Here is a 19607-nt window from a genome sequence, read left to right as displayed (position 1 = left end):
ATGGCACAAGCTGCAAGAAGGGCCAAAATTGAAGGGTTAGGTTCTTATGTTCCTAATCAGGTATTAACCAATGGAGATTTAGAAGAAATAGTTGATACTAGTGATGAATGGATTACTAAAAGGACAGGTATTAAAGAACGTAGAGTTGTTGCAGAAAAAGTAACTACTTCTGAACTTGGTTATGAGGCAGCTAAAAGAGCACTTGTTGATGCTGAACTAGAAGCAGAAGAATTAGATTTAATCTTAGTAGCTACTTCAACTCCTGACTATGTAGGATTTCCTTCTACGGCTTGTTTAATACAGGATAATTTAGGTATTAATAAAATTCCAGCTTTTGATGTAGCAGCTGCTTGTACAGGCTTTGTTTATGGTTTATCAATAGCAGCTCAGCACATTGAAACTGGAGCTTATGATAATATTTTAGTTATTGGTTCTGAGACTTTATCTAAAGTTGTTGACTGGGAAGATAGAGGGACTTGTGTCTTATTTGGTGATGGAGCAGGTGCTGCAGTTTTGACTCCTACAGATTCAGGAGGGATTTTGGCCAATCATTTAGGTGCTGATGGTTCAAGAAGTGATGTGCTAAAGATACCTGGTGGTGGCTCTTGTAATCCTTTATCCCAACAGTTACTTGATAAAGGTGATCATTATTTAGAGATGGAAGGTAATGCTGTATTTAAGTTTGCTGTTAGAATTCTGGGTAAAGCAGCTAAAAAAGCTTTACAACAAGTTGATTTAGATAAAGAAGATATAGATTATTTAGTTCCCCATCAGGCTAACATTAGAATCATAGATTCTGCTGCTAAACGATTAAAGCTAGATAGAGAGCAGATCTATGTTAATTTAGATAAATACGGTAATACCTCTGCTGCTTCTATTCCACTTGCCTTGGATGAAGCAGTAAAGGAAGATAAAATTGATTCAGGTGATACTGTAGTTTTAGTTGGTTTCGGAGCAGGTTTGACTTGGGGAGCTACAGTTTTAGAATGGACTTAAAGGAGGGGCAAAAATGTTTAAGACTGAAATATGTGATTTATTAGGAATTAAGCACCCTATTATTCAAGGGGGTATGGCTTGGGTTGCTACTGGTGAATTGGCTGCTGCAGTTTCTGAAGCTGGTGGTTTAGGAGTTATTGGTGCTGGAAATGCTCCAGCAGATATTGTTGAAGAAGAGATTAAGAAGATTAAAGAACAGACTGATAAACCTTTTGGAGTTAATGTTATGTTATTGTCTCCTCATGTTGATGAGGTAATGGAAGTTGTTCTTAAGGAAGAAGTACCAGTTGTTACTACTGGGGCTGGAAATCCAGCTAAATATTTAGATGATCTACAGAATATGGGAGCTAAGGTGATTCCAGTTGTTCCTTCAGTTGCTTTGGCTAAAAGAATGGAACGCTATGGCGTTGATGCTGTAATTGCAGAAGGTAATGAAGCAGGAGGGCATATTGGTCAATTGTCTACTATGCCTTTAATTCCTCAGGTTGCTGATGCTATTGATATTCCTTTGATTGCTGCTGGAGGAGTTGCAGATGGTAGAGGTTTAGCATCAGTTTTATCTCTAGGAGCTCAAGGAGTTCAGATTGGAACACGTTTTGTTTGTGCTGAAGAATGTATTGCTCACGATAATTATAAGAAAACTATTGTTAAGGCTCGAGATAGAGATGCAATTGTGACAGCACGTTCTACTGGACATCCTGTTCGAAATATCAAGAACAAATTAACTCGTAAGATTAAAAAATTAGAAGAAGAAGGAGCACCTAAAGAAGAGATAGAAAAATTAGGTGTTGGTAGATTAAAAAGAGCAGTTATTGATGGTGATACTAAAGAAGGTACAGTTATGGCTGGACAGGTGTCAGGAATGATTTCTGAAATTCAACCAGCTGCTGAAATAATAGAAGAAATTATGGCTCAGGCTGAAAAAGTTTTAGAAAAATCTTGTCAATTTGTTAAGTAAGGAGGATAATCATGAGTAAAGTAGCTTTTATTTTTCCTGGTCAAGGCTCTCAACAAGTTGGGATGGGCCAAGGTTTGGCTGAAGAATTCCCAGTAGTTAAAGAGACTTTTGCAGAGGCTGATAAGGCTTTAGATATAGATATTAGTAAACTTTGTTTTGAAGGACCAGAAGAAGAATTAAAGAAAACAGCCAATACTCAACCAGCTATTTTAACAGCTAGTATTGCTGTTTATAGATTATTATTAGAGAAAGGTATTGAGCCTGAAGTAGTGGCAGGTCATAGTTTAGGAGAGTATGCAGCTTTAGTTGCTGCTGGAGTAATTGATTTTGCTGATGGTGTCAAGTTGGTTAGAAAGCGTGGACAACTAATGAGTCAAGCAGATCCATCTGGTGAAGGAACTATGGCAGCAATTATTGGTTTATCTTCTGAAGAAGTAGAAAATATTTGCCAAACTGGAAGTCAATATGGTATAGTAGAAGTTGCTAACTATAATTGTTCAGGGCAAGTAGTTATTTCTGGAGAAGAAAAAGCAGTTAATAAGACTGCAGAACTGGCTAAAGAGTCTGGTGCCAAGAAGGCTATTACTTTAAATGTTAGTGGTCCTTTCCATTCTAGTTTAATGGAATCTGCTGGACGACAGTTGGCTAAGTACTTAGGGCAAGTTGATTTTAAAAAAGCAGAGAAACCATTAGTAACTAATGTTAATGCCCAATTTACAACTGAACCAGCTCAAATCAAAGAAGCATTGGTTAATCAAATTAGTGGTTCAGTGCGTTGGGAAGAATCAATCAGAGAGATGATTGGTGATGATGTAGACACATTTATTGAAGTTGGCCCAGGTAGAGTATTAAAAGGGTTTATGCGTCGGATTGACCGAAGTGTAACTGCTTTAAATGTAGGAAGTATTAGATCATTAAAGAAGACATTGAAAAAGTTATAAACTAGTTAATGGAGGGGTATAATGGAAGTTAAAGATAAAGTTGCTTTAATCACAGGTAGCTCTCGTGGTATTGGAAGAGAGATAGCACTAAAGTTAGCAAAAAAAGGAGCTAAAATAGTAATTAATTATCCTATAGAATCTGAAGCAGTAAATGCCAAAGAAGTAGCATCTGAAGTTGAAGAATTAGGTGCTGAGGCAGTAACAATGAAAGCTGATGTAACAGATATGAAAGAAGTAAAGAAAATGGTCAAAAAAGTAAAAAAAGAGTGTGGAAATTTAGATATTTTAGTTAACAATGCTGGTATTACTCGTGATACATTATTAATGAGAATGAAAGAAGAGGATTGGGATGATGTCTTAGATGTTAACTTAAAAGGAGCTTTTAATGCTACTAAGGCGGTAAGTAGACTAATGATGAAACAAAGAAGTGGTAGAATTATTAATATCTCTTCTGTAGTTGGATTAAGAGGTAATGCTGGTCAAGCCAATTATTCTGCTTCTAAAGCAGGTTTAATTGGATTAACTAAGTCAACTGCCAGAGAACTAGCTAAACGAGGAGTTACTGTTAATGCTGTTGCTCCTGGATTTATTGAGACTGCTATGACTGATGAATTATCTGATAAAGTAGTAGAAAAAATGACAGATGAGATTCCAATGCAGTTCTTTGGTCAACCTGAAGATGTAGCTAATACTGTTACATTCTTAGCTAGTGAAGAAGCAAGGTATATTACTGGCGAGGTTATTAGAGTTGATGGCGGAATGGCAATGTAATAAGTTGATAATTATCAACTTAATTTAGTCTGTTAATATATATTATAAGTTATAGATTGTAGATTATCTTATATAGGAGGTGACAATAATGGATGTATTTGAAACAGTAAAGGAGATTATTGTAGAAGAGTTAATGTTAGATGAAGATGAAGTTACTGCTGAGGCTACTTTTGATGATCTAGGAGCTGATTCTCTAGATATTGTAGAGATTGTAATGGCCTTTGAAGATGAGTTTGATATTGAAATTCCTGATGAAGATGCAGAAGAAATTAACACTGTTCAGGATGCTGTAGATTACATTGAAGAGCTATTATAATCTAGTTAATTAATCTAAGTCCCGTTTATGTTATATAAACGGGACTTTTATCCACTATAAAGGTTTTGTTTTAAAATAAATTAATGTACTAATATATATATTATTGTTATTGAAAATTAATAATTAATTAATGGAGGAATAATTTTGAAATTAACACAATTACCTAAGTTGAAGATAGGCAAGTTAGTTGCTGATGTCCCTATTGTACAAGGGGGGATGGCTGTTAAAGTCTCTACTGCTCCTTTAGCTGCAGCAGTAGCAAATCAAGGTGGTATTGGATTGATAGCTGGTTCTGGATTAGAACCAGAAGAGTTACGTGCTGAAATTAGACGAGCTAGAGAAATGTCTTCTGGAATTATTGGAGTTAATATTATGGTTGCAATTCGTGAATTTAAAGAATTAGTTAAAGCTTCAATAGCAGAAGGTATTGATGTGATTGTAGCAGGAGCTGGATTCTCTCGTGACTTATTTTCTTTAGGTAAGGAGAATGATGTAGAGATTGTTCCGATTGTATCTTCAGTGAAACTAGCTAAAATTTCACAAAGACTTGGAGCTTCAGCAATAGTTGTAGAAGGAAAAGAAGCTGGAGGTCATTTAGGTACAAATAAGCCAATGAGACCGCTATTAGAAAAGGTAGTAGCAGCCGTTGATATTCCAGTTATCGGTGCTGGAGGAGTTATTGATGGTCAAGATATTGCTGAAGTTTTAGAATTAGGTGCTGACGGAGTACAGATGGGATCTAGATTTGTAGCAAGTGAAGAATGTGAAGTTGATGATGAATTTAAAGAATTATATATAAATGCTGATCCAGAAGAAGGGGTTTTAATTGATAGTCCTGTTGGATTACCAGGTAGGGCTTTGAATAATGAGTTTATTGAAAGATTAGATGATGATGAAGTTACAACTGGAGAGAGTTGTGACTATTTATGTTTGAAAAAATGTTCACGAAGATTTTGTATTATGGAATCTTTATTAAAAGCTCAAGCTGGTAATATGGAAGAAGGTTTAGTTTTTGCAGGTGAGAAAGCACATCAAATTAATAACATATTATCTGTTGAAAAGATAATGAATGATTTAGTTGCAGAAGCTACAGATCATTTGGGAGGGAAGAAAGAAGATGAGTAAACGCATTGTAGTAACTGGAATGGGAGTTATATCGCCAGTAGGAAATAAATTAGATGATTATTGGACGGCTTTAAAAAATGGAGAATCAGGTGTTGGTGAAGTTACTCATTTTGATGCTAGTGAGTATAAGACTAAAATTGGTGGAGAAGTAAAAGACTTTAAGCCACAGGATTTTGGTATTGGTCGTAAATCTGCTAGGAGAATGGATCGTTATACTCAATTTGCAGCAGCAGCAGCAAATATGGCAGTTGAAGATGCTAATTTAGAAATTAATGAGAATAATGCAGAACGAGTAGGGGCTTTAGTAGGTTCTGGTATTGGAGGAATAGAGACTCTTGAAGAGCAACATAAGAGATTACTTGATCGCGGGCCAAATAGAACTAGCCCTTTTTTAATTCCAATGATGATTGCTAATATGGCTGCTGGTCAAGTTGCTATTGAAATAGGTGCAAAGGGACCTAATACTTCTGTAGTAACAGCTTGCGCATCAGGAACTCATGCTTTAGGAGAAGCTTGGGAAATGATTCAACGTGGTGATGCTGATATAATGGTTGCTGGAGGTACTGAAGCTGCAATTACTCCTGTATCTTATGCTGGATTTTGTTCTTTAAAAGCAATGAGTACTAATAATGATAATCCAAAAGGAGCTAGTCGACCATTTGATGACCAACGTGATGGATTTGTAATGGGAGAAGGAGCAGGTATATTAGTTCTTGAAACTTTAGAGAGTGCTCAGGCTAGAGGTGCTAATATTTATGCCGAATTAGTTGGTTATGGATTATCTGCTGATGCACATCATATTACTGCTCCAGCTCCAGAAGGAGAAGGGGCTGCTCGAGCAATGCAGATGGCTATTGATAAATCAGATATTGCACCTGAAGAAGTAGATTATATTAATGCCCATGGTACTTCAACTCCAGCTAATGATAAATTAGAATCACAAGCAATTAGGAGTATCTTCGGTGACCATGCCTATGAATTAGCAGTTAGTTCTACTAAATCAATGACTGGTCACTTACTTGGTGGTGCTGGTGGAATTGAAGCTATTGCTTCTATTTTAGCTATAGAAGATAATATATTACCACCAACAATCAATTATGAGAATGAAGATCCAGAATGCGATTTAGACTATGTACCAAATAAAGCTAAAGAGAGTAAAACTGATGTTGTTTTATCTAATTCTTTAGGTTTTGGTGGACATAATGCATGTGTCTTATTTAAAGACTATACTGCTTAATTAGGATGTGAATTAAGATGGCAATGAATAGAGAAGTTTTAGTTAAATTACAAGAGGAGTTAGAAGTTGAATTTGATGATTTAAAATTATTAGAACGAGCTATCACACATAAATCCTATGCTAATGAAAATCAAGAATTGGATCTTAAAGATAATGAAAGATTAGAATTTTTAGGTGATTCAGTTTTGGATTTAATTATCAGTCGATATATCTTTATTAATTATCCTGAGCATCCTGAAGGTGACCTAGCTAAAATTAGATCTGTAGTAGTTAGTTCCCCTATTTTAGCCCAAAAAGCACAAGAGATTAAATTAGGGGAGTATATGTTACTAGGCAAAGGAGAAGAAATGACAGGTGGTAGAAAACGAAACTCTATTTTAGCTGATGCCTTTGAAGCAGTAGTAGGCAGTATTTATTTAGATCAAGGGTTAGATAAAGCTCGTGATTTTGTATTAGATCTATTAATATCTAAAGTAGAGATAGTGGAACAAGGAGATTACATTCGAGATTATAAGACTTTACTACAAGAATTGGTACAACAAGATTCTAATTTACGTCCAGAGTATAAAGTGATTGAGGAAGAAGGGCCTGACCATAATAAGCATTTTACTGTTGAAGTCACTTTTGCTGATAAAATTTTAGGTGTAGGAACCGGATTCAGTAAAAAAGAAGCCGAACAGCAGGCTGCTAAAAAGGCAATTAATAAGCTGGAGTAGCTCGTAAATTACGAGCTACTTTTTGTTTTAGTTACAAGTTGGACTATGAGTAGATGCTTTTTATGACGGATAGTTTCTATGAAACTTATAGGATGAGTCAATTTAAATTTAAAATCATAAGTATAGTTTAAAAGCATAGTTCAAATTCCTATAATATAGAGGTTTGAAAGTTTTAAACTAATCTATCTTTTAGGTTTGGAAAATAGGAGCCTTCGTAATAAGAATCATTTGCTTATGATTTTGTTACTCTAGAATTGATTGATAATGAAAGGAGACTAAATATGTATGATTTTATTGTAGTAGGTGGTGGGGCAGCAGGGATGATGGCAGCAGGAATTGCTGCCGAGAGAGGAAAAGATGTATTATTATTAGAGAAGAATGAACAAGTTGGTAAAAAAATATTGATAACAGGTAAAGGCAGATGTAATTTAACTAATGATTGTGAGATAGAGGAGATAATTAATAATTTCCCCGAAAATGGAAAATTTCTTTATAGTTCTTTGTATTCCTTTTCTAATTGGCAACTAAGAAACTTTTTTGCTGAATTAGGAGTTGAAACAAAGGTTGAACGAGGTAATAGAGTCTTTCCAGTTTCAGATTCAGCTCAGGATATTGTTGAAGCTCTAAGTAAGTTTATGAAAGAAGGTGGTGTAGAAGTTAGACTAAATAGTACAGTAGATAATCTTATTACAGAGAATGGTCAAGTAACAGGAGTAAAGACTGAAGATGATAAGATATATTCTGCTTCTAATGTCTTATTAGCAGTTGGAGGTAAAGCTTATCCAACAACTGGTTCAGCAGGTGATGGTTATGATATAGCAAAAGAGCTAGGACATACAGTTACATCTATTAGACCTTCTTTAGTTCCTTTAGAAACAAAAGAGGAATGGGTGCCAGAATTACAAGGGCTAGATTTAAAGAATATAACAGCTACTTTAGTGATAGATGGTGAAGAGAAGAAAGAAAAGTTTGGTGAAATGTTATTTACTCATTTTGGAGTCAGCGGGCCAATTATCTTGACTTTAAGTCGTGATGTTGTAGATTATTTAGGGTATCATAGTATAAAAGTAAGAATCAATCTTAAACCAGCCTTATCTTTAGAAAAACTTGATAATAGATTACAGAGAGATTTCGCTAAGTATTCACGGAAACAATTTAAGAATAGTCTAGGAGATTTACTACCTAGCAAATTAATTCCTGTTATTGTACAGTTATCATCAATCTCTGCTACTAAATTTGTTAATCAGATTACTAAAGAAGAGCGAAAAGAATTAATAGATTTATTGACTAACTTAGAATTAACTATAACTGGTACGCAAGGATTCAATCAAGCTATTGTAACATCAGGAGGTATAGATACAGAAGAGATTAACCCGTCTACTTTAGAATCTAAGTTAATAGACGGATTATACTTTGCTGGAGAGATAGTTGATATAGATGCTTATACAGGTGGATTTAATCTACAAGCAGCATTTTCTATGGGGCATGTAGTTGGAAGTAACATTTAAATATTGAGTGAGAAGGAGGTGATCTTTCTTGTAATTTTATTAATATCATCTTCCTTTCTTACTCATTACTTGATTTCTACCTTTATTTTTAGCTTGGTATAGAGCTTGATCAGCTACTTTTAAAACCTCATCAGGTGAATTTAAGTTCTCATTATAGGTACTAATTCCAATACTAACTGTGACTGTTACTCTTTGTTTGTTAACAGTGAAGAGTTGTCGTTTTATATTCTTTCGAATTCTTTCTGCTATAGTATAAGTCTGTTTATAATTGACCTCTTTTAATAGTACTGTAAATTCCTCTCCACCATAACGGCCTACAGTATCTTTTCTACGAGTAATTTCTGTTATAGCATTAGCTACACGCTTTAACACTTTATCTCCAAATTGGTGACTAAAGTTGTCATTAAGTTGTTTAAAATGGTCAATATCTATCATAAGACAACTAAAATTTGCATCTTCATTTTTAGCTTGCTGGAATGTTTTCGCTAAATGTTTTTTTATTTCTGTATGATTATAAAGACCAGTCAAGCCGTCTCTAATAGCTAGTTCTTTTAATTCATTGTTAAGTTCTTCTAATTTTTTAGTTCGATTTTTAACCTTTTTTTCTAACTTATGATTAAAATCAGTTAATTTCTTATGTTGTTTTTTAATATTTTTATCTCCTTGTCTAACGATTAAAAATAAAATTAAGAATAACAATGACATTGTTATTATACTAGTTCTAATAATATCTGCCTGATTATCTTTAATACTTGCTAATACATCATTAATATTTTGATAGATCATTACAACTCCTACAATTTTGCCCTTTAGTTTAAAAGGTACAAAGATTTCCAGACTAGTTTTTGCATTATCTTCAGGAGAGTATTCTAATTTAGTTCCAAGTTTACCTGATATAGCTTTTTGAAAAGCAGGGCTGTCTTTACCTAACTTTCCTTTTAATCCCTTTCTAGTACTATATATAATTAGTCTATTTTTTTGAATTAAATTAATTTGTCGAATATTAAAGTCTTTTTGATACTCTTGCATTAAATGATTTAATTTTTCGATAAATTTACCTTCTTTAAGATTTATATTCATATTACCCTTTAAGGCAGGAATCATAATTTTATGTTTGAAATCGTATTTTAGTTTTTCGGCAATTATTTTGCTAAATGAAATTTTTTCAGCAAACATTGCTCTTCTTATCTTATTAGATAGATAATAAGTATAGAAAGTAGTAAATAGTAGCATGGCTATTAGAGCTGTAATAATGAAGTAACGGAGTAAATTAAAGCGGTTAGTAGTTATTGACTGAGAAAAATTCAACTTTAAACCTCCTTAATAGCTTATTTACATGAAATTGATAATTATTATCAATGATTTTTCAAAAAAAGATAATAATTATTCATTGTTGACCATTTTATAGTATATTTCTAATTATGTCAAGACTGAATAGTATAGTCAGGTGATGATTAGTCTTTATATTTTATTTGAGTTACTTATATGAGAGTTTGTTAGAGAAGTTAGAATTAGAAAAGTAATCTATTTAGGAATTTATTCCCCTTATAATACATACTACTATAATGAAAAAGTATCCTAAGGGGGAATTATATGTCTCGATATAATAAATTGGAAAGAATGATTAAAAAAATTGAAAGGGTATTAATTAGATCAATCATTATAGGTTTTATTTTGATAGTAGCAGTCCAAATAATCTTAACTAATCCTAATTTAAAGAATAGTTTAATTAGTAAGGTTCCAATGGTGGATGAATTTTTGGTAGTAAAAAAAGAACCTAACTTTAATGCACCTGCTAAGAAAGTATTTTCTATTCAAAATGAATATGCTACTTTAAGCTTACAGAATGGTTTAAGGTTATCGGAAGTAAAATTATTAATTAATGATCAAGTAGTTGATAATTTTAAGAACGGGGAGGTTAAATTTAAGATTGAACCAGGGGATATAGTTGCTATTGATGCTAGAGGATATAAGAAGGGGTTATGGTTTAAAGCAACTGATTTATCTACTTCAGTCTCTATTTTTAAAGAGCAGCAACAGTTTTGGATTAAGGATGAATATAAAGTTTTAGGGCAGATAAAGAAACTAAATAAATTTTAGTTTATCCTTGTCTTTATTATATAGATGTGTTAATATGATAAACAACATAATTTGGTAGCAGAGTTAATGTAGCTAGGTAGTATAGTAGGAAGGTAGTAGTGATAGTATAGTAGTAGGTGGTAGTAAAATTTAATATAAATAGTAGGAGAGCAGGAGTAGTAGGGCAGACTATATCAGATTTTAAGTATGAGAGTACTCCTATGGGAGTGCTTTTTTTAATTTGAGTAATTAGATAGGAGGATAATGATGAAGAAAGATGCCCTAAGTAAAGAAGTTGCTGGAGCAGCAATCAAGATGTCACTAAGTGATAGGCAAGAAGAAGATAAATTAAAGACAGAATATAAGAATCAAGGATTAAAGGTAGCTGCTGTTGACTTTGGAGGAGAATTTAATGATTCAATTAAAAAGATAATTGAACGAGCTGTAGTAGCAGCTGAAAGAGAAGATGTAATTAAGGATAATCATGCTGAGCTAGGAGCAGTAGCTGGTGCTGCTAGAGAAGCTATAACTCAGATCCAGACAAAGGCCACAGGTTTTAATGTAGGAGGAAAGATAGGTATAGCTAGACAAGAAGACCATATCAGTGTAGCAGTCTTTTTTGCTATTGGTCTACTACATCTTAATGAGATGGCTATTGGTTTAGGTCATAGAGCTGTACATAAATAATTTAACTTTAAGTTTAAGTTTGAGATTGAGCCGTGATTAGGGCTTAAAATCAAACTTAAGCTTAAATAGAAAGGATGGCAAATATGCAGGTAAGAGGAATTAGAGGAGCTGTCACAGTAGAGGAGAATAGTGAGAAGCAGATTTTAGTTGCTACTGAAGAATTGCTAGAGCAATTAATAGCAGCTAATGATCTTCAGCAAGAACATATAGCATCAATTATTTTTTCTATGACCTCTGATTTAGACCAAGCCTTTCCTGCTCAAGCAGCACGAGAGTTAGGTTGGTCAGAAGTACCTTTATTTTGTACTAAGGAGTTAGAAATTAATGGAGCCCTTGAGAAGTGTATTAGAGTATTAATTCATTATAATACTGATAAATCTTTAGCTGATATTAATCATATTTATTTAAAAAAGGCTAAAAAATTGAGACCAGATTTAGTTGAGAGAGGAGGAGAATGATGGTAGAGCAGAGTTTAGTTAGAGATGCGATTATGGATATTAAACCTTATGTACCTGGCAAACCAATTGAAGAAGTAAAGCGTGAATTAGGATTAGAGAAGGTAATTAAGCTAGCCTCTAATGAAAATCCATTAGGAGCTTCACCAACTGCTAAAGAAGATATGAAAGCAGCTTTAGAGCAGGTGCATATTTATCCTGATGGCAATCTTCATAAATTAAGACAGAAGTTAAGTAATAACTTAAAGGTAGAGCCTGGACAGTTGATTTTTGGTAATGGCTCAGATGAGTTACTGGCTTATTTAGGTCAGACTTTTATCAAGTCTGATGATGAAATAGTTGCAGCTAAGACTACTTTTAGTGAGTATGAATTTGCTACTAATTTAATGGGGGGCGAGCTGGTTGAAGTACCTCTTAAGGATTATACTCATGACTTAGAAGGAATGTTAGATGCAATTACAGATAAGACAAAGTTAGTCTTTATCTGTAATCCTAATAATCCAACAGGAACTATTGTAACTGAAGAAAAGGTAGAAGAATTTTTGGCTCAAGTGCCTGATGATGTAATTGTTGTTTTTGATGAGGCTTATAATGAATATGTAACTAGTGATCTTTATCCAGAGACAATAGATTATTTAGGAGAATATGATAATGTAGTAATTTTACGTACTTTTTCTAAAGTCTATGGTTTATCAGGTTTGCGATTAGGCTATGGTATTGCTAGTCAAGAGATTATTGATTACTTAGGTCGCGTTAGACAACCTTTTAATGTTAATGCTATAGCTCAAGTTGGAGCTTGTAGTAGTTTAGATGATAAGAAACATTTAGCACAGACTCTAGACTATAATGAGCAAGGCAAGAAGTATCTTTATCAAGAATTCGAGAAGTTAGGATTAGAGTATATACCAACAGAAGCTAACTTTATTATAGTTGATGTAGAAGAGGATAATGATCAAGTTTTTGAAGAAATGTTACAAAAGGGAATTATCATTAGAAGTTTATCATCTTTTGGCTATCAAACTAAGATTAGAGTGACTGTTGGCTTACCAGAAGAGAATAAAGCTTTTATTAAGGCTTTAAAAGAAGTTTTAAGTTTATAATTATATAATTAGAGTAGGGAGGAATTAGAAATGATTATTGTAATGGAATCACAGGCTAAAGAAGAAGAGATTCAAGGAGTAGTTAATAAGATAGAAGGAGAAGGTTTTCAAGCTCATCCTGATAGAGGAGAACATCAGACTGTTGTAGGAGTTGTCGGTGATGGTAATCGAGAAAAGGTATTAAATTCTATTGGAGCTTTCGCTGGTGTTGAAAAGGTAATTGAGATTAGTAAACCTTATAAATTAGTAGGTAAAGAGTTTAAATCAGATCCTTCTGTAATTGATGTTGATGGTGTTAAAGTTGGTGGCGATAACTTTACGATTATGGCTGGGCCATGTGCAGTTGAGAGTAAAGAACAGTTATTTAAAGCAGCTAGACAGGTTAAAGAAGGTGGAGCTCAGATTTTAAGAGGAGGAGCTTTTAAACCCCGGACTTCACCATATAGTTTCCAAGGCTTAAAAGAGAAAGGTCTACAGATGTTATCTGAAGCAGCCCAAGAGACTGGCTTAAAGGTTGTTACAGAAGTAATGGATACTCGAGAAGTAGAAGTAGTAGGTGAGTATGCAGATATTTTCCAGATTGGTGCTCGGAATATGCAGAATTACCCATTGCTACGAGAAGTAGGTAAGACTGATACTCCTGTCTTATTAAAGAGGGCTATGACTGGTACTTATAAGGAGCTATTAATGGCTGCTGAATATATTATGGCTGGTGGAAATTATAATGTAATTCTTTGTGAACGTGGAATTAGAACTTTTGTTAATGAGACGCGAAATACAGTTGATTTATCTGTTATTCCTGTTATTCGAGAGTTAAGTCATTTACCAATAATTATCGATCCAAGCCATGGAACAGGTAGTTGGAAGTATGTATCACCATTAGCTAAAGCAGCTCTAGCAGCTGGTGCAGATGGTATTATGACTGAGGTACATCCTGATCCAGCTAATGCTTTATGCGATGGGCCACAGTCATTACGTCCAGATAAGTTCAAACAATTGGTTACAGATATGAAACCAATTGCTGAGGCAGTAGGTCGTAAGTTATAGCAAAAACTAGCTAGTGACGATAAATATTTAATTCTAAGTGAGTCATATTAATATTAAATAAAATCTTATATTAAGCTGTGGGTTGTGGGCTATGCGTCATGAGCAGTTCAATTCTTTAAAATATAGAGGTTATAGTAATTTTAATTTTGAAGTAAAAGATTTTGAATTAGTCTACAGCCCAAGACTCATGACTCAAGACTCATGACTATAGTATTGAGGTGAGAAGATGATTAGGCAAGTAGCAATTGTTGGAGTAGGCCTAATTGGTACTTCTTTAGGCTTAGCTTTACAGGATATTGACCAGGTGGAACAGGTAGTGGGGATTGATCAGAACCTCCACCATCTGCAAGAAGCCTTGGATATTGGAGCTATTGATAAGAAGGCTGATTTAGAATCAGGTGTTCAGGGAGTTGATTTAGTAGTTTTAGCTGTACCTGTAGGGATTATTTCTAACATAGTAGAGGAAGTTTTACCTTATTTAGACTCCCAAACTATTATTACTGATGTAGGTAGTACTAAATCAAAAATAGTTACAGAGTTAGATCAGTTATTAGAAGAACAGACTTATATTGGTGGTCATCCTATGGCTGGTTCAGAGATTTCAGGTCCTAGTGGAGCTGATAAGCATTTATTTGAAAATGCTATTTATGCTTTAACTACAACTGCCCAGACAAATAGTCAGTCCTTAAATAAATTAAAAAGATTAGTAGAAGAGATAGGAGCACAACCTTTAGTTATTGAACCAGAGAATCATGATCAAATTGTAGGAGTAACTAGCCATTTACCTCATATGGTTGCAGTTAGTTTAATGCAAGTAGTGAATGATTATTCTCAAAAGAATGAACTACTTACTTCGTTAATTGGTGGTGGTTTTCGCGATACAACTCGGATTGCTGCTGGAGATCCTATAATGTGGAAAGATATCTTTCTTAATAATCAAGAACAGATATTGGAAGCAATAGATAGTTTTGCTGATAATTTAACTCAATTTAGAGAACTGGTTGCTACTGGATCTGAAGAGGAGTTAAAGAGGCAGTTGGCCCAGGTTAAAGATGCTAGAATTGAGTTGCCAATGCAAAAGAAAGGTCTCTTACCAAGTAATTATGAATTAATCCTTACTTTAAAAGATAAACCTAATCAGATTGGTCAAGTAGCTACTCTATTAGGTGAAGCAGAGATTAATATTCAAGATATTGAAGTTTTGAAAGTAAGAGATGAAGGTGGTACAATCAGACTTAGTTTTAGTCAAGAAGAAGAACAAGAAGAGGCCTATCAGTTATTACAGGAGTATGATTATAAAGTAATAAAGAAGTAATCGACAATTAAGGATTAAAATAAAAGGGATTAATAAATTATTAACCGAAGAAGAGGTGGGGAAATAGTGGACTTAACAATAGAGCCTAAGAATAATTTACAAGGCCAAGTAAAAGTACCAGGTGATAAATCTATCTCCCATCGTGCCGTAATGTTAGGCTCATTGGCTGAAGGAAAGACAGAGATTGAAGGTTTCTTGACAGGGGAAGACTGTTTAAGTACTGTGCGTGCTTTCCAACAGCTAGGAGTTGAGATAGAGGGTATAGGAGAAGAGGAGATGACTATTTACGGTCAAGGATTAAATGGGTTAGAGGAACCAGAAGATTTTCTTGATCTAGGCAATTCAGGAACTACTACCCGTTTGATGCTGGGTATCTTAGCTGGACAGGATTTTTACTCTGTAGTAACTGGTGATGATTCATTACGGAGTCGTCCAATGGCTAGAGTAACTGATCCTGTAGGAGAAATGAATGGTAAGTTTTATGGACGAGATAATGCTAATTTGTTGCCTATTAGTGTAGTAGGAGGACAGGACTTAGAGCCAATTCAGTATAATTCTCCTGTAGCTAGTGCTCAGGTTAAATCTTCTATTCTATTAGCTGGTCTATATGCTGATGGTATAACAGAAGTAATAGAACCATCTAAATCGCGAGATCATACTGAGAGAATGTTAGATTATTTTGGAGCTGATGTTGAGGTAGATGGATTAAAAGTAAGTGTTAAAGGAGCGCCTAAGTTAACAGGCAAGAAAGTAGTAGTGCCAGGAGATATTTCTTCGGCTGCTTTTATTATGGTAGCTGGTTTGATTACACCTGATTCAGAGATTGTCTTAGAGAATGTAGGGCTTAATCCAACTCGAGATGGAGTAATGACTGCTTTAGAGCAGATGAATGCTGATCTTGAGCTAGTAAATGAAAGAGAAGTTAATGGAGAACCGATAGCAGATATTGTAGTCAGAAGTAGTCAACTACAGGCGACAACTATTGAAGGGGATTTAATTCCGTTATTAATTGATGAGATTCCTATTTTAGCTATTGCTGCTACTCAAGCTGAAGGTAAGACGGTAATTAAAGATGCCCAAGAGTTAAGAGTAAAAGAGACAGATAGAATAGATGCTATGGTCAAAGAGTTACGAAGATTAGGAGTTGAAGTAGAAGAAAGAGAAGATGGTTTAGAGATAGTTGGTCAGCAGGAGATTACTGGAGGAGTTAATTGTTATAGTTATCATGATCATCGAGTAGCAATGTCTTTAGCTGTAGCAGGTTTAATAGCTGAGAAACCAATTACAATAGAGAAGGCAGATTGTATTAATATTTCCTTTCCTGGATTTAATGAATTATTAATAAGTTTATAAAGCTAACCTCTAGTGAGAACTAGAGGTTTTTTTAATTGACACAAGATAAATCTGTTGTTACAATATAGAGTGGTGTTTAGTGCAGGTTTAAAATTGATCTATGATTATTCATAAACATATCTAGATGTATTATTAGTCTTCATCTGAGTCATTATAGTCAACAGTTTATTAAAAATCAAATGGAAGGAGGCTAATATGTATACATTGAGAAGAAAAGGTTTCTTAATATATAGTTTACTAATATTATTTATCTTTTTATTTCTTTTTCAGTCAATAGCAAATGCTAATTCTCTAACAGGTAATAAGTTAAAAGTTGTTAAATCAGCTCCACCACTAGTTGTTTTAGGTATTTTTTATCTGTTAACTAATATTATCAGTAATAATGCTAGTGTGGTATTAATGATTCCTGTTGCAGTAGATGCTGCTCAACAGTTAGGAGCTAATCCATTTTCTTTTATCTTAGCAGTTACTTTCGCTGCTAGTACAGCTTTTTTAACTCCAATGGGTTATCAGACAAATTTAATGGTTTATGGGCCAGGAGGTTATCAGTTTCGTGATTTTATGATTGTAGGAGCTCCTTTACAGTTATTGTTAGCTATAATTACTCCTCTTTGTATTGCTTTCTTTTGGGGATTATAAAGAAAAAGCAGGCTTGTAAAGCTCTGCTTTTTCTATTTTTTGTAGTAAATATTAATCTTTTGCAGGAGAAAAAGCATTTTATTAGAAATAATCATTATAAGTAATAAGTAAAGTTCTTCCTGTTAGTGAATAAAATAAATAGTAAGTGATACCTACAAAGGGGGATGAAAATGGGAGTAGAAGTTAATGATGGAATAAAACTGTACCTTAATCAATCGGCCCACGAACTATTAACTGCAGAAGAAGAGAAACAATTAGCTAAAGAAATTGAAGAAGGAGATAAAGAAGCAGAGCAAGATTTAATTGAGGCTAATTTGAGGTTGGTAGTCAGTATTGCTAAGAAATATGTTGGTCAAGGATTGGACTTCTTAGATCTGATTCAAGAAGGTAATTTAGGACTTATGAAAGCAATCCAGAAATTTGACCATGAAAGAGGTTGTCGTTTTAGTACTTATGCGACTTGGTGGATTAAACAGCGTATTAATAGGGCTTTAGCAGACAAATCACGAACAATTAGAGTTCCAGCCCATATTTGGGAGTCTATTAATAAGTATCTTAAAATTTTTAATAGATTATCTGGTGATTTAGGTAGAGAACCAACATTAGAAGAATTGGCTGATGAAATGAACTGTTCAGAAGATAAAGTAAAGAAGATACAACAGTTAGTTCAAGATCCAATTTCTTTAGATACTCCTGTAGGTGAAGATAATGATTGTTATCTAGGTGAAGTTATTGAGGATCCGAATATACCTTCTCCTGATAAATTGGCTGATGATCAGATGCTAAAAGAAGAGTTAGAAGATGTATTAGATACTTTATCGGGACGTGAAAAGAGGATTATACAGCTACGTTTTGGTTTATTAGATGGTAGACCTAGAACTTTACGTGAGATTGGTAAAGATTATGATTTATCTCGTGAAAGAATTAGACAGATAGAGAAGAAAGCATTACAGAGACTACGTCATCCTAAACGAAGTAAAAAATTAAAAGGTTATCTTTCTTCCTAATTTGCAAACAATATAATAGATTGCTATAATAGATGTGGTTAAAATATTATACTATTTGTTGAAATTTTCAAAAGAGGAAAAGGGGTCTGATAAATATGGATCAAGAATTAACAATAGCAATTGATGGACCAGCAGGTGCTGGAAAAAGTACAGTAGCTAAATCTGTAGCTGATAAGTTAGGATATATCTATATTGATACAGGAGCTATGTATCGTGCTATAACTTTTAAAGCATTACAAATAGGTATAGATTTAGAATCTAAGGATGATTTAGTAGAATTAGCTAAGAAGACAGAAGTTACTTTTACTAAAAAAGGAGAGCAAGAACAGGTCTTATTAGATAAAGATGATGTAACAAAGGAGATTAGAACAAATCAAGTTAGTAGTCATGTCTCTTTAGTGGCTCAAGTAGAAGGAGTCAGAAATGAGTTAGTTAAAGCTCAACGTAGATTAGCTACTCGTTGTGGAGTGGTTATGGATGGTCGAGATATAGGTACTGTTGTTTTACCTGACGCTGATGTCAAGATCTTTTTAACTGCTTCTGTAGAGGAGAGAACTAGGAGACGATATCAGCAACTTGAAGAGCAAGGAGAGAAAGTTGATTTTGATCATCTTAAAGAGGAGATTATTAAACGGGATAAGCTAGACCGCAATCGAGAAGTTGGCCCTTTAAAGAAAGCTAAGGATGCAATTGAAGTAGATACTACTGATTTAGTTGTAGATGAAGTAATTGATAAAATAATTTTTATCTGCCAGGAGGAGTAAAGATGGACTTTACTTATAATGTTACTCAACAAATATTCCGTACTTTATTTAAATTAGGATTCAGTTGGGAAGTAAATGGAGGAGATAATCTACCTCAATCTGGGCCAACGATTGTGGTATCTAATCATGTTAGTAACTTTGATCCCCCTATTTTAGCTGCTGCTTTGGATCGTAAAGTACATTATATGGCTAAAAAAGATTTATTTAAGAATCCAGTGGCTGATAAAGTACTAAAGTATTATGGTGCTTTTCCTGTCAGAAGAGGTGGAGCTGATAAATCAGCTATTAAGAAAGCTTTACAAATATTAGATAATGGTAAAGTATTAGCTTTATTTCCAGAAGGTACTCGGAACCCAGGTTCAAAACTAAAAAGAGCCAAACTAGGAATAGTAATGCTTGCTACAAAATCTAAGGTGCCTATTTTACCTGTAGGGTTATCTGGAACTGGAAGTCCTTTTCAAAGAGAGGTTGAGGTTAATATTGGACAACCTTTTAAATTAAAAAGATTTTATGATAGAAGATTAACTAAGGAAGAAAAGAGACGAGCTGGTAAAGAAATTATGGCAAAAATAGCCAAGTTGTTAGAGTAAGGA

At 34.0% G+C, this 19607-nt stretch carries 20 protein-coding genes and 1 pseudogene; 20 read left to right on the top strand and 1 reads right to left on the bottom strand.

Annotated features, from left to right (window positions below; genetic code table 11):
- From ACYQ39_RS01790 to ACYQ39_RS01750, 9 genes are all read left to right on the top strand, one after another.
- The gene (locus tag ACYQ39_RS01790; protein ID WP_459841615.1) at positions 1–996 is read left to right on the top strand and encodes a beta-ketoacyl-ACP synthase III; all 996 of its coding nucleotides are present in this window, start codon (positions 1–3) and stop codon (positions 994–996) included.
- A 13-nt stretch (positions 997–1009) separates the two neighbouring features.
- Positions 1010–1954, top strand: a complete 945-nt coding sequence (gene fabK / locus ACYQ39_RS01785) for an enoyl-[acyl-carrier-protein] reductase FabK (protein ID WP_459840163.1) — start codon at positions 1010–1012, stop codon at positions 1952–1954.
- Positions 1955–1965: 11 nt separating this feature from the next.
- Entirely contained in the window at positions 1966–2895 is a 930-nt protein-coding gene (gene fabD / locus ACYQ39_RS01780) for an ACP S-malonyltransferase (protein ID WP_459840162.1), read from the top strand.
- Between the two features lie 21 nt (positions 2896–2916).
- Complete coding sequence (fabG, locus tag ACYQ39_RS01775; protein ID WP_459840161.1) at positions 2917–3666, top strand: 3-oxoacyl-[acyl-carrier-protein] reductase; 750 nt, start codon at positions 2917–2919, stop codon at positions 3664–3666.
- Between the two features lie 88 nt (positions 3667–3754).
- Positions 3755–3982 carry an acyl carrier protein gene (locus ACYQ39_RS01770; RefSeq protein WP_459840160.1) on the top strand — a complete coding sequence of 76 codons (228 nt, stop codon included), beginning with the start codon at positions 3755–3757 and terminating at the stop codon, positions 3980–3982.
- Positions 3983–4126: 144 nt separating this feature from the next.
- Positions 4127–5107, top strand: a complete 981-nt coding sequence (locus ACYQ39_RS01765; RefSeq protein WP_459840159.1) for an NAD(P)H-dependent flavin oxidoreductase — start codon at positions 4127–4129, stop codon at positions 5105–5107.
- The gene (gene fabF / locus ACYQ39_RS01760; RefSeq protein ID WP_459840158.1) at positions 5100–6344 is read left to right on the top strand and encodes a beta-ketoacyl-ACP synthase II; all 1245 of its coding nucleotides are present in this window, start codon (positions 5100–5102) and stop codon (positions 6342–6344) included. Before ACYQ39_RS01765 ends, fabF begins: the two co-directional genes overlap by 8 nt.
- Positions 6345–6361: 17 nt before the next feature.
- Positions 6362–7060 carry a ribonuclease III gene (gene rnc / locus ACYQ39_RS01755; protein WP_459840157.1) on the top strand — a complete coding sequence of 233 codons (699 nt, stop codon included), beginning with the start codon at positions 6362–6364 and terminating at the stop codon, positions 7058–7060.
- Between the two features lie 281 nt (positions 7061–7341).
- Positions 7342–8568: a BaiN/RdsA family NAD(P)/FAD-dependent oxidoreductase gene (locus ACYQ39_RS01750; RefSeq protein ID WP_459840156.1), complete on the top strand. Its 1227-nt coding sequence runs from the start codon at positions 7342–7344 to the stop codon at positions 8566–8568.
- Positions 8569–8613: 45 nt separating this feature from the next.
- Here the strand turns inward: ACYQ39_RS01750 and ACYQ39_RS01745 are convergent, their stop codons facing one another.
- On the bottom strand, positions 8614–9876 hold the full coding sequence (locus ACYQ39_RS01745; protein ID WP_459840154.1) for a GGDEF domain-containing protein: 1263 nt from the start codon (positions 9874–9876) through the stop codon (positions 8614–8616).
- 285 nt (positions 9877–10161) lie between these two features.
- On the opposite strand from ACYQ39_RS01745, the gene ACYQ39_RS01740 reads away from it, so the two are divergent.
- From ACYQ39_RS01740 to ACYQ39_RS01690, 11 genes and pseudogenes are all read left to right on the top strand, one after another.
- A complete protein-coding gene (locus ACYQ39_RS01740; protein ID WP_459840153.1) occupies positions 10162–10668 on the top strand; it encodes a hypothetical protein in 507 nt (168 codons plus the stop codon).
- Positions 10669–10911: 243 nt separating this feature from the next.
- Positions 10912–11334 carry a HutP family protein gene (locus tag ACYQ39_RS01735; protein WP_459840152.1) on the top strand — a complete coding sequence of 141 codons (423 nt, stop codon included), beginning with the start codon at positions 10912–10914 and terminating at the stop codon, positions 11332–11334.
- An 83-nt stretch (positions 11335–11417) separates the two neighbouring features.
- The gene (gene aroH, locus ACYQ39_RS01730; protein WP_459840151.1) at positions 11418–11792 is read left to right on the top strand and encodes a chorismate mutase; all 375 of its coding nucleotides are present in this window, start codon (positions 11418–11420) and stop codon (positions 11790–11792) included.
- Positions 11792–12889 (top strand): histidinol-phosphate transaminase, encoded by a 1098-nt coding sequence (gene hisC, locus ACYQ39_RS01725; protein ID WP_459840150.1) that lies wholly within the window; start codon positions 11792–11794, stop codon positions 12887–12889. Before aroH ends, hisC begins: the two co-directional genes overlap by 1 nt.
- 30 nt (positions 12890–12919) lie before the next feature.
- Positions 12920–13936: a 3-deoxy-7-phosphoheptulonate synthase gene (gene aroF, locus ACYQ39_RS01720; RefSeq protein ID WP_459840149.1), complete on the top strand. Its 1017-nt coding sequence runs from the start codon at positions 12920–12922 to the stop codon at positions 13934–13936.
- A gap of 226 nt (positions 13937–14162) precedes the next feature.
- Positions 14163–15251, top strand: a complete 1089-nt coding sequence (locus ACYQ39_RS01715) for a prephenate dehydrogenase/arogenate dehydrogenase family protein (RefSeq protein ID WP_459840148.1) — start codon at positions 14163–14165, stop codon at positions 15249–15251.
- A 66-nt stretch (positions 15252–15317) separates the two neighbouring features.
- Entirely contained in the window at positions 15318–16604 is a 1287-nt protein-coding gene (aroA, locus tag ACYQ39_RS01710; RefSeq protein ID WP_459840147.1) for a 3-phosphoshikimate 1-carboxyvinyltransferase, read from the top strand.
- Between the two features lie 282 nt (positions 16605–16886).
- Positions 16887–17243 (top strand): annotated as a pseudogene (locus ACYQ39_RS01705) (SLC13 family permease); the annotation flags it as partial.
- A gap of 170 nt (positions 17244–17413) precedes the next feature.
- Positions 17414–18250, top strand: a complete 837-nt coding sequence (locus ACYQ39_RS01700; protein ID WP_459840146.1) for a sigma-70 family RNA polymerase sigma factor — start codon at positions 17414–17416, stop codon at positions 18248–18250.
- Between the two features lie 95 nt (positions 18251–18345).
- A complete protein-coding gene (gene cmk, locus ACYQ39_RS01695) occupies positions 18346–19014 on the top strand; it encodes a (d)CMP kinase (protein ID WP_459840145.1) in 669 nt (222 codons plus the stop codon).
- 2 nt (positions 19015–19016) lie between these two features.
- Positions 19017–19604: a lysophospholipid acyltransferase family protein gene (locus tag ACYQ39_RS01690; protein ID WP_459840144.1), complete on the top strand. Its 588-nt coding sequence runs from the start codon at positions 19017–19019 to the stop codon at positions 19602–19604.
- Positions 19605–19607: the final 3 nt, after the last annotated feature.

This window comes from Halanaerocella petrolearia (assembly GCF_054657875.1).
This window is presented reverse-complemented; position numbering and strand designations above follow the sequence as displayed.

Coding starts and splice junctions, on each gene's coding strand:
- ACYQ39_RS01735 (WP_459840152.1), top strand. CDS start 10,912: ATGATGAAGAAAGATGCCCTAAGTAAAGAAGTTGCTGGAGCAGCAATC.
- ACYQ39_RS01770 (WP_459840160.1), top strand. CDS start 3,755: ATGGATGTATTTGAAACAGTAAAGGAGATTATTGTAGAAGAGTTAATG.
- ACYQ39_RS01700 (WP_459840146.1), top strand. CDS start 17,414: ATGGGAGTAGAAGTTAATGATGGAATAAAACTGTACCTTAATCAATCG.
- rnc (WP_459840157.1), top strand. CDS start 6,362: ATGGCAATGAATAGAGAAGTTTTAGTTAAATTACAAGAGGAGTTAGAA.
- fabK (WP_459840163.1), top strand. CDS start 1,010: ATGTTTAAGACTGAAATATGTGATTTATTAGGAATTAAGCACCCTATT.
- hisC (WP_459840150.1), top strand. CDS start 11,792: ATGGTAGAGCAGAGTTTAGTTAGAGATGCGATTATGGATATTAAACCT.
- ACYQ39_RS01740 (WP_459840153.1), top strand. CDS start 10,162: ATGTCTCGATATAATAAATTGGAAAGAATGATTAAAAAAATTGAAAGG.
- cmk (WP_459840145.1), top strand. CDS start 18,346: ATGGATCAAGAATTAACAATAGCAATTGATGGACCAGCAGGTGCTGGA.
- ACYQ39_RS01790 (WP_459841615.1), top strand. CDS start 1: ATGGCACAAGCTGCAAGAAGGGCCAAAATTGAAGGGTTAGGTTCTTAT.
- ACYQ39_RS01750 (WP_459840156.1), top strand. CDS start 7,342: ATGTATGATTTTATTGTAGTAGGTGGTGGGGCAGCAGGGATGATGGCA.
- aroH (WP_459840151.1), top strand. CDS start 11,418: ATGCAGGTAAGAGGAATTAGAGGAGCTGTCACAGTAGAGGAGAATAGT.
- ACYQ39_RS01715 (WP_459840148.1), top strand. CDS start 14,163: ATGATTAGGCAAGTAGCAATTGTTGGAGTAGGCCTAATTGGTACTTCT.
- fabG (WP_459840161.1), top strand. CDS start 2,917: ATGGAAGTTAAAGATAAAGTTGCTTTAATCACAGGTAGCTCTCGTGGT.
- ACYQ39_RS01690 (WP_459840144.1), top strand. CDS start 19,017: ATGGACTTTACTTATAATGTTACTCAACAAATATTCCGTACTTTATTT.
- fabF (WP_459840158.1), top strand. CDS start 5,100: ATGAGTAAACGCATTGTAGTAACTGGAATGGGAGTTATATCGCCAGTA.
- fabD (WP_459840162.1), top strand. CDS start 1,966: ATGAGTAAAGTAGCTTTTATTTTTCCTGGTCAAGGCTCTCAACAAGTT.
- aroF (WP_459840149.1), top strand. CDS start 12,920: ATGATTATTGTAATGGAATCACAGGCTAAAGAAGAAGAGATTCAAGGA.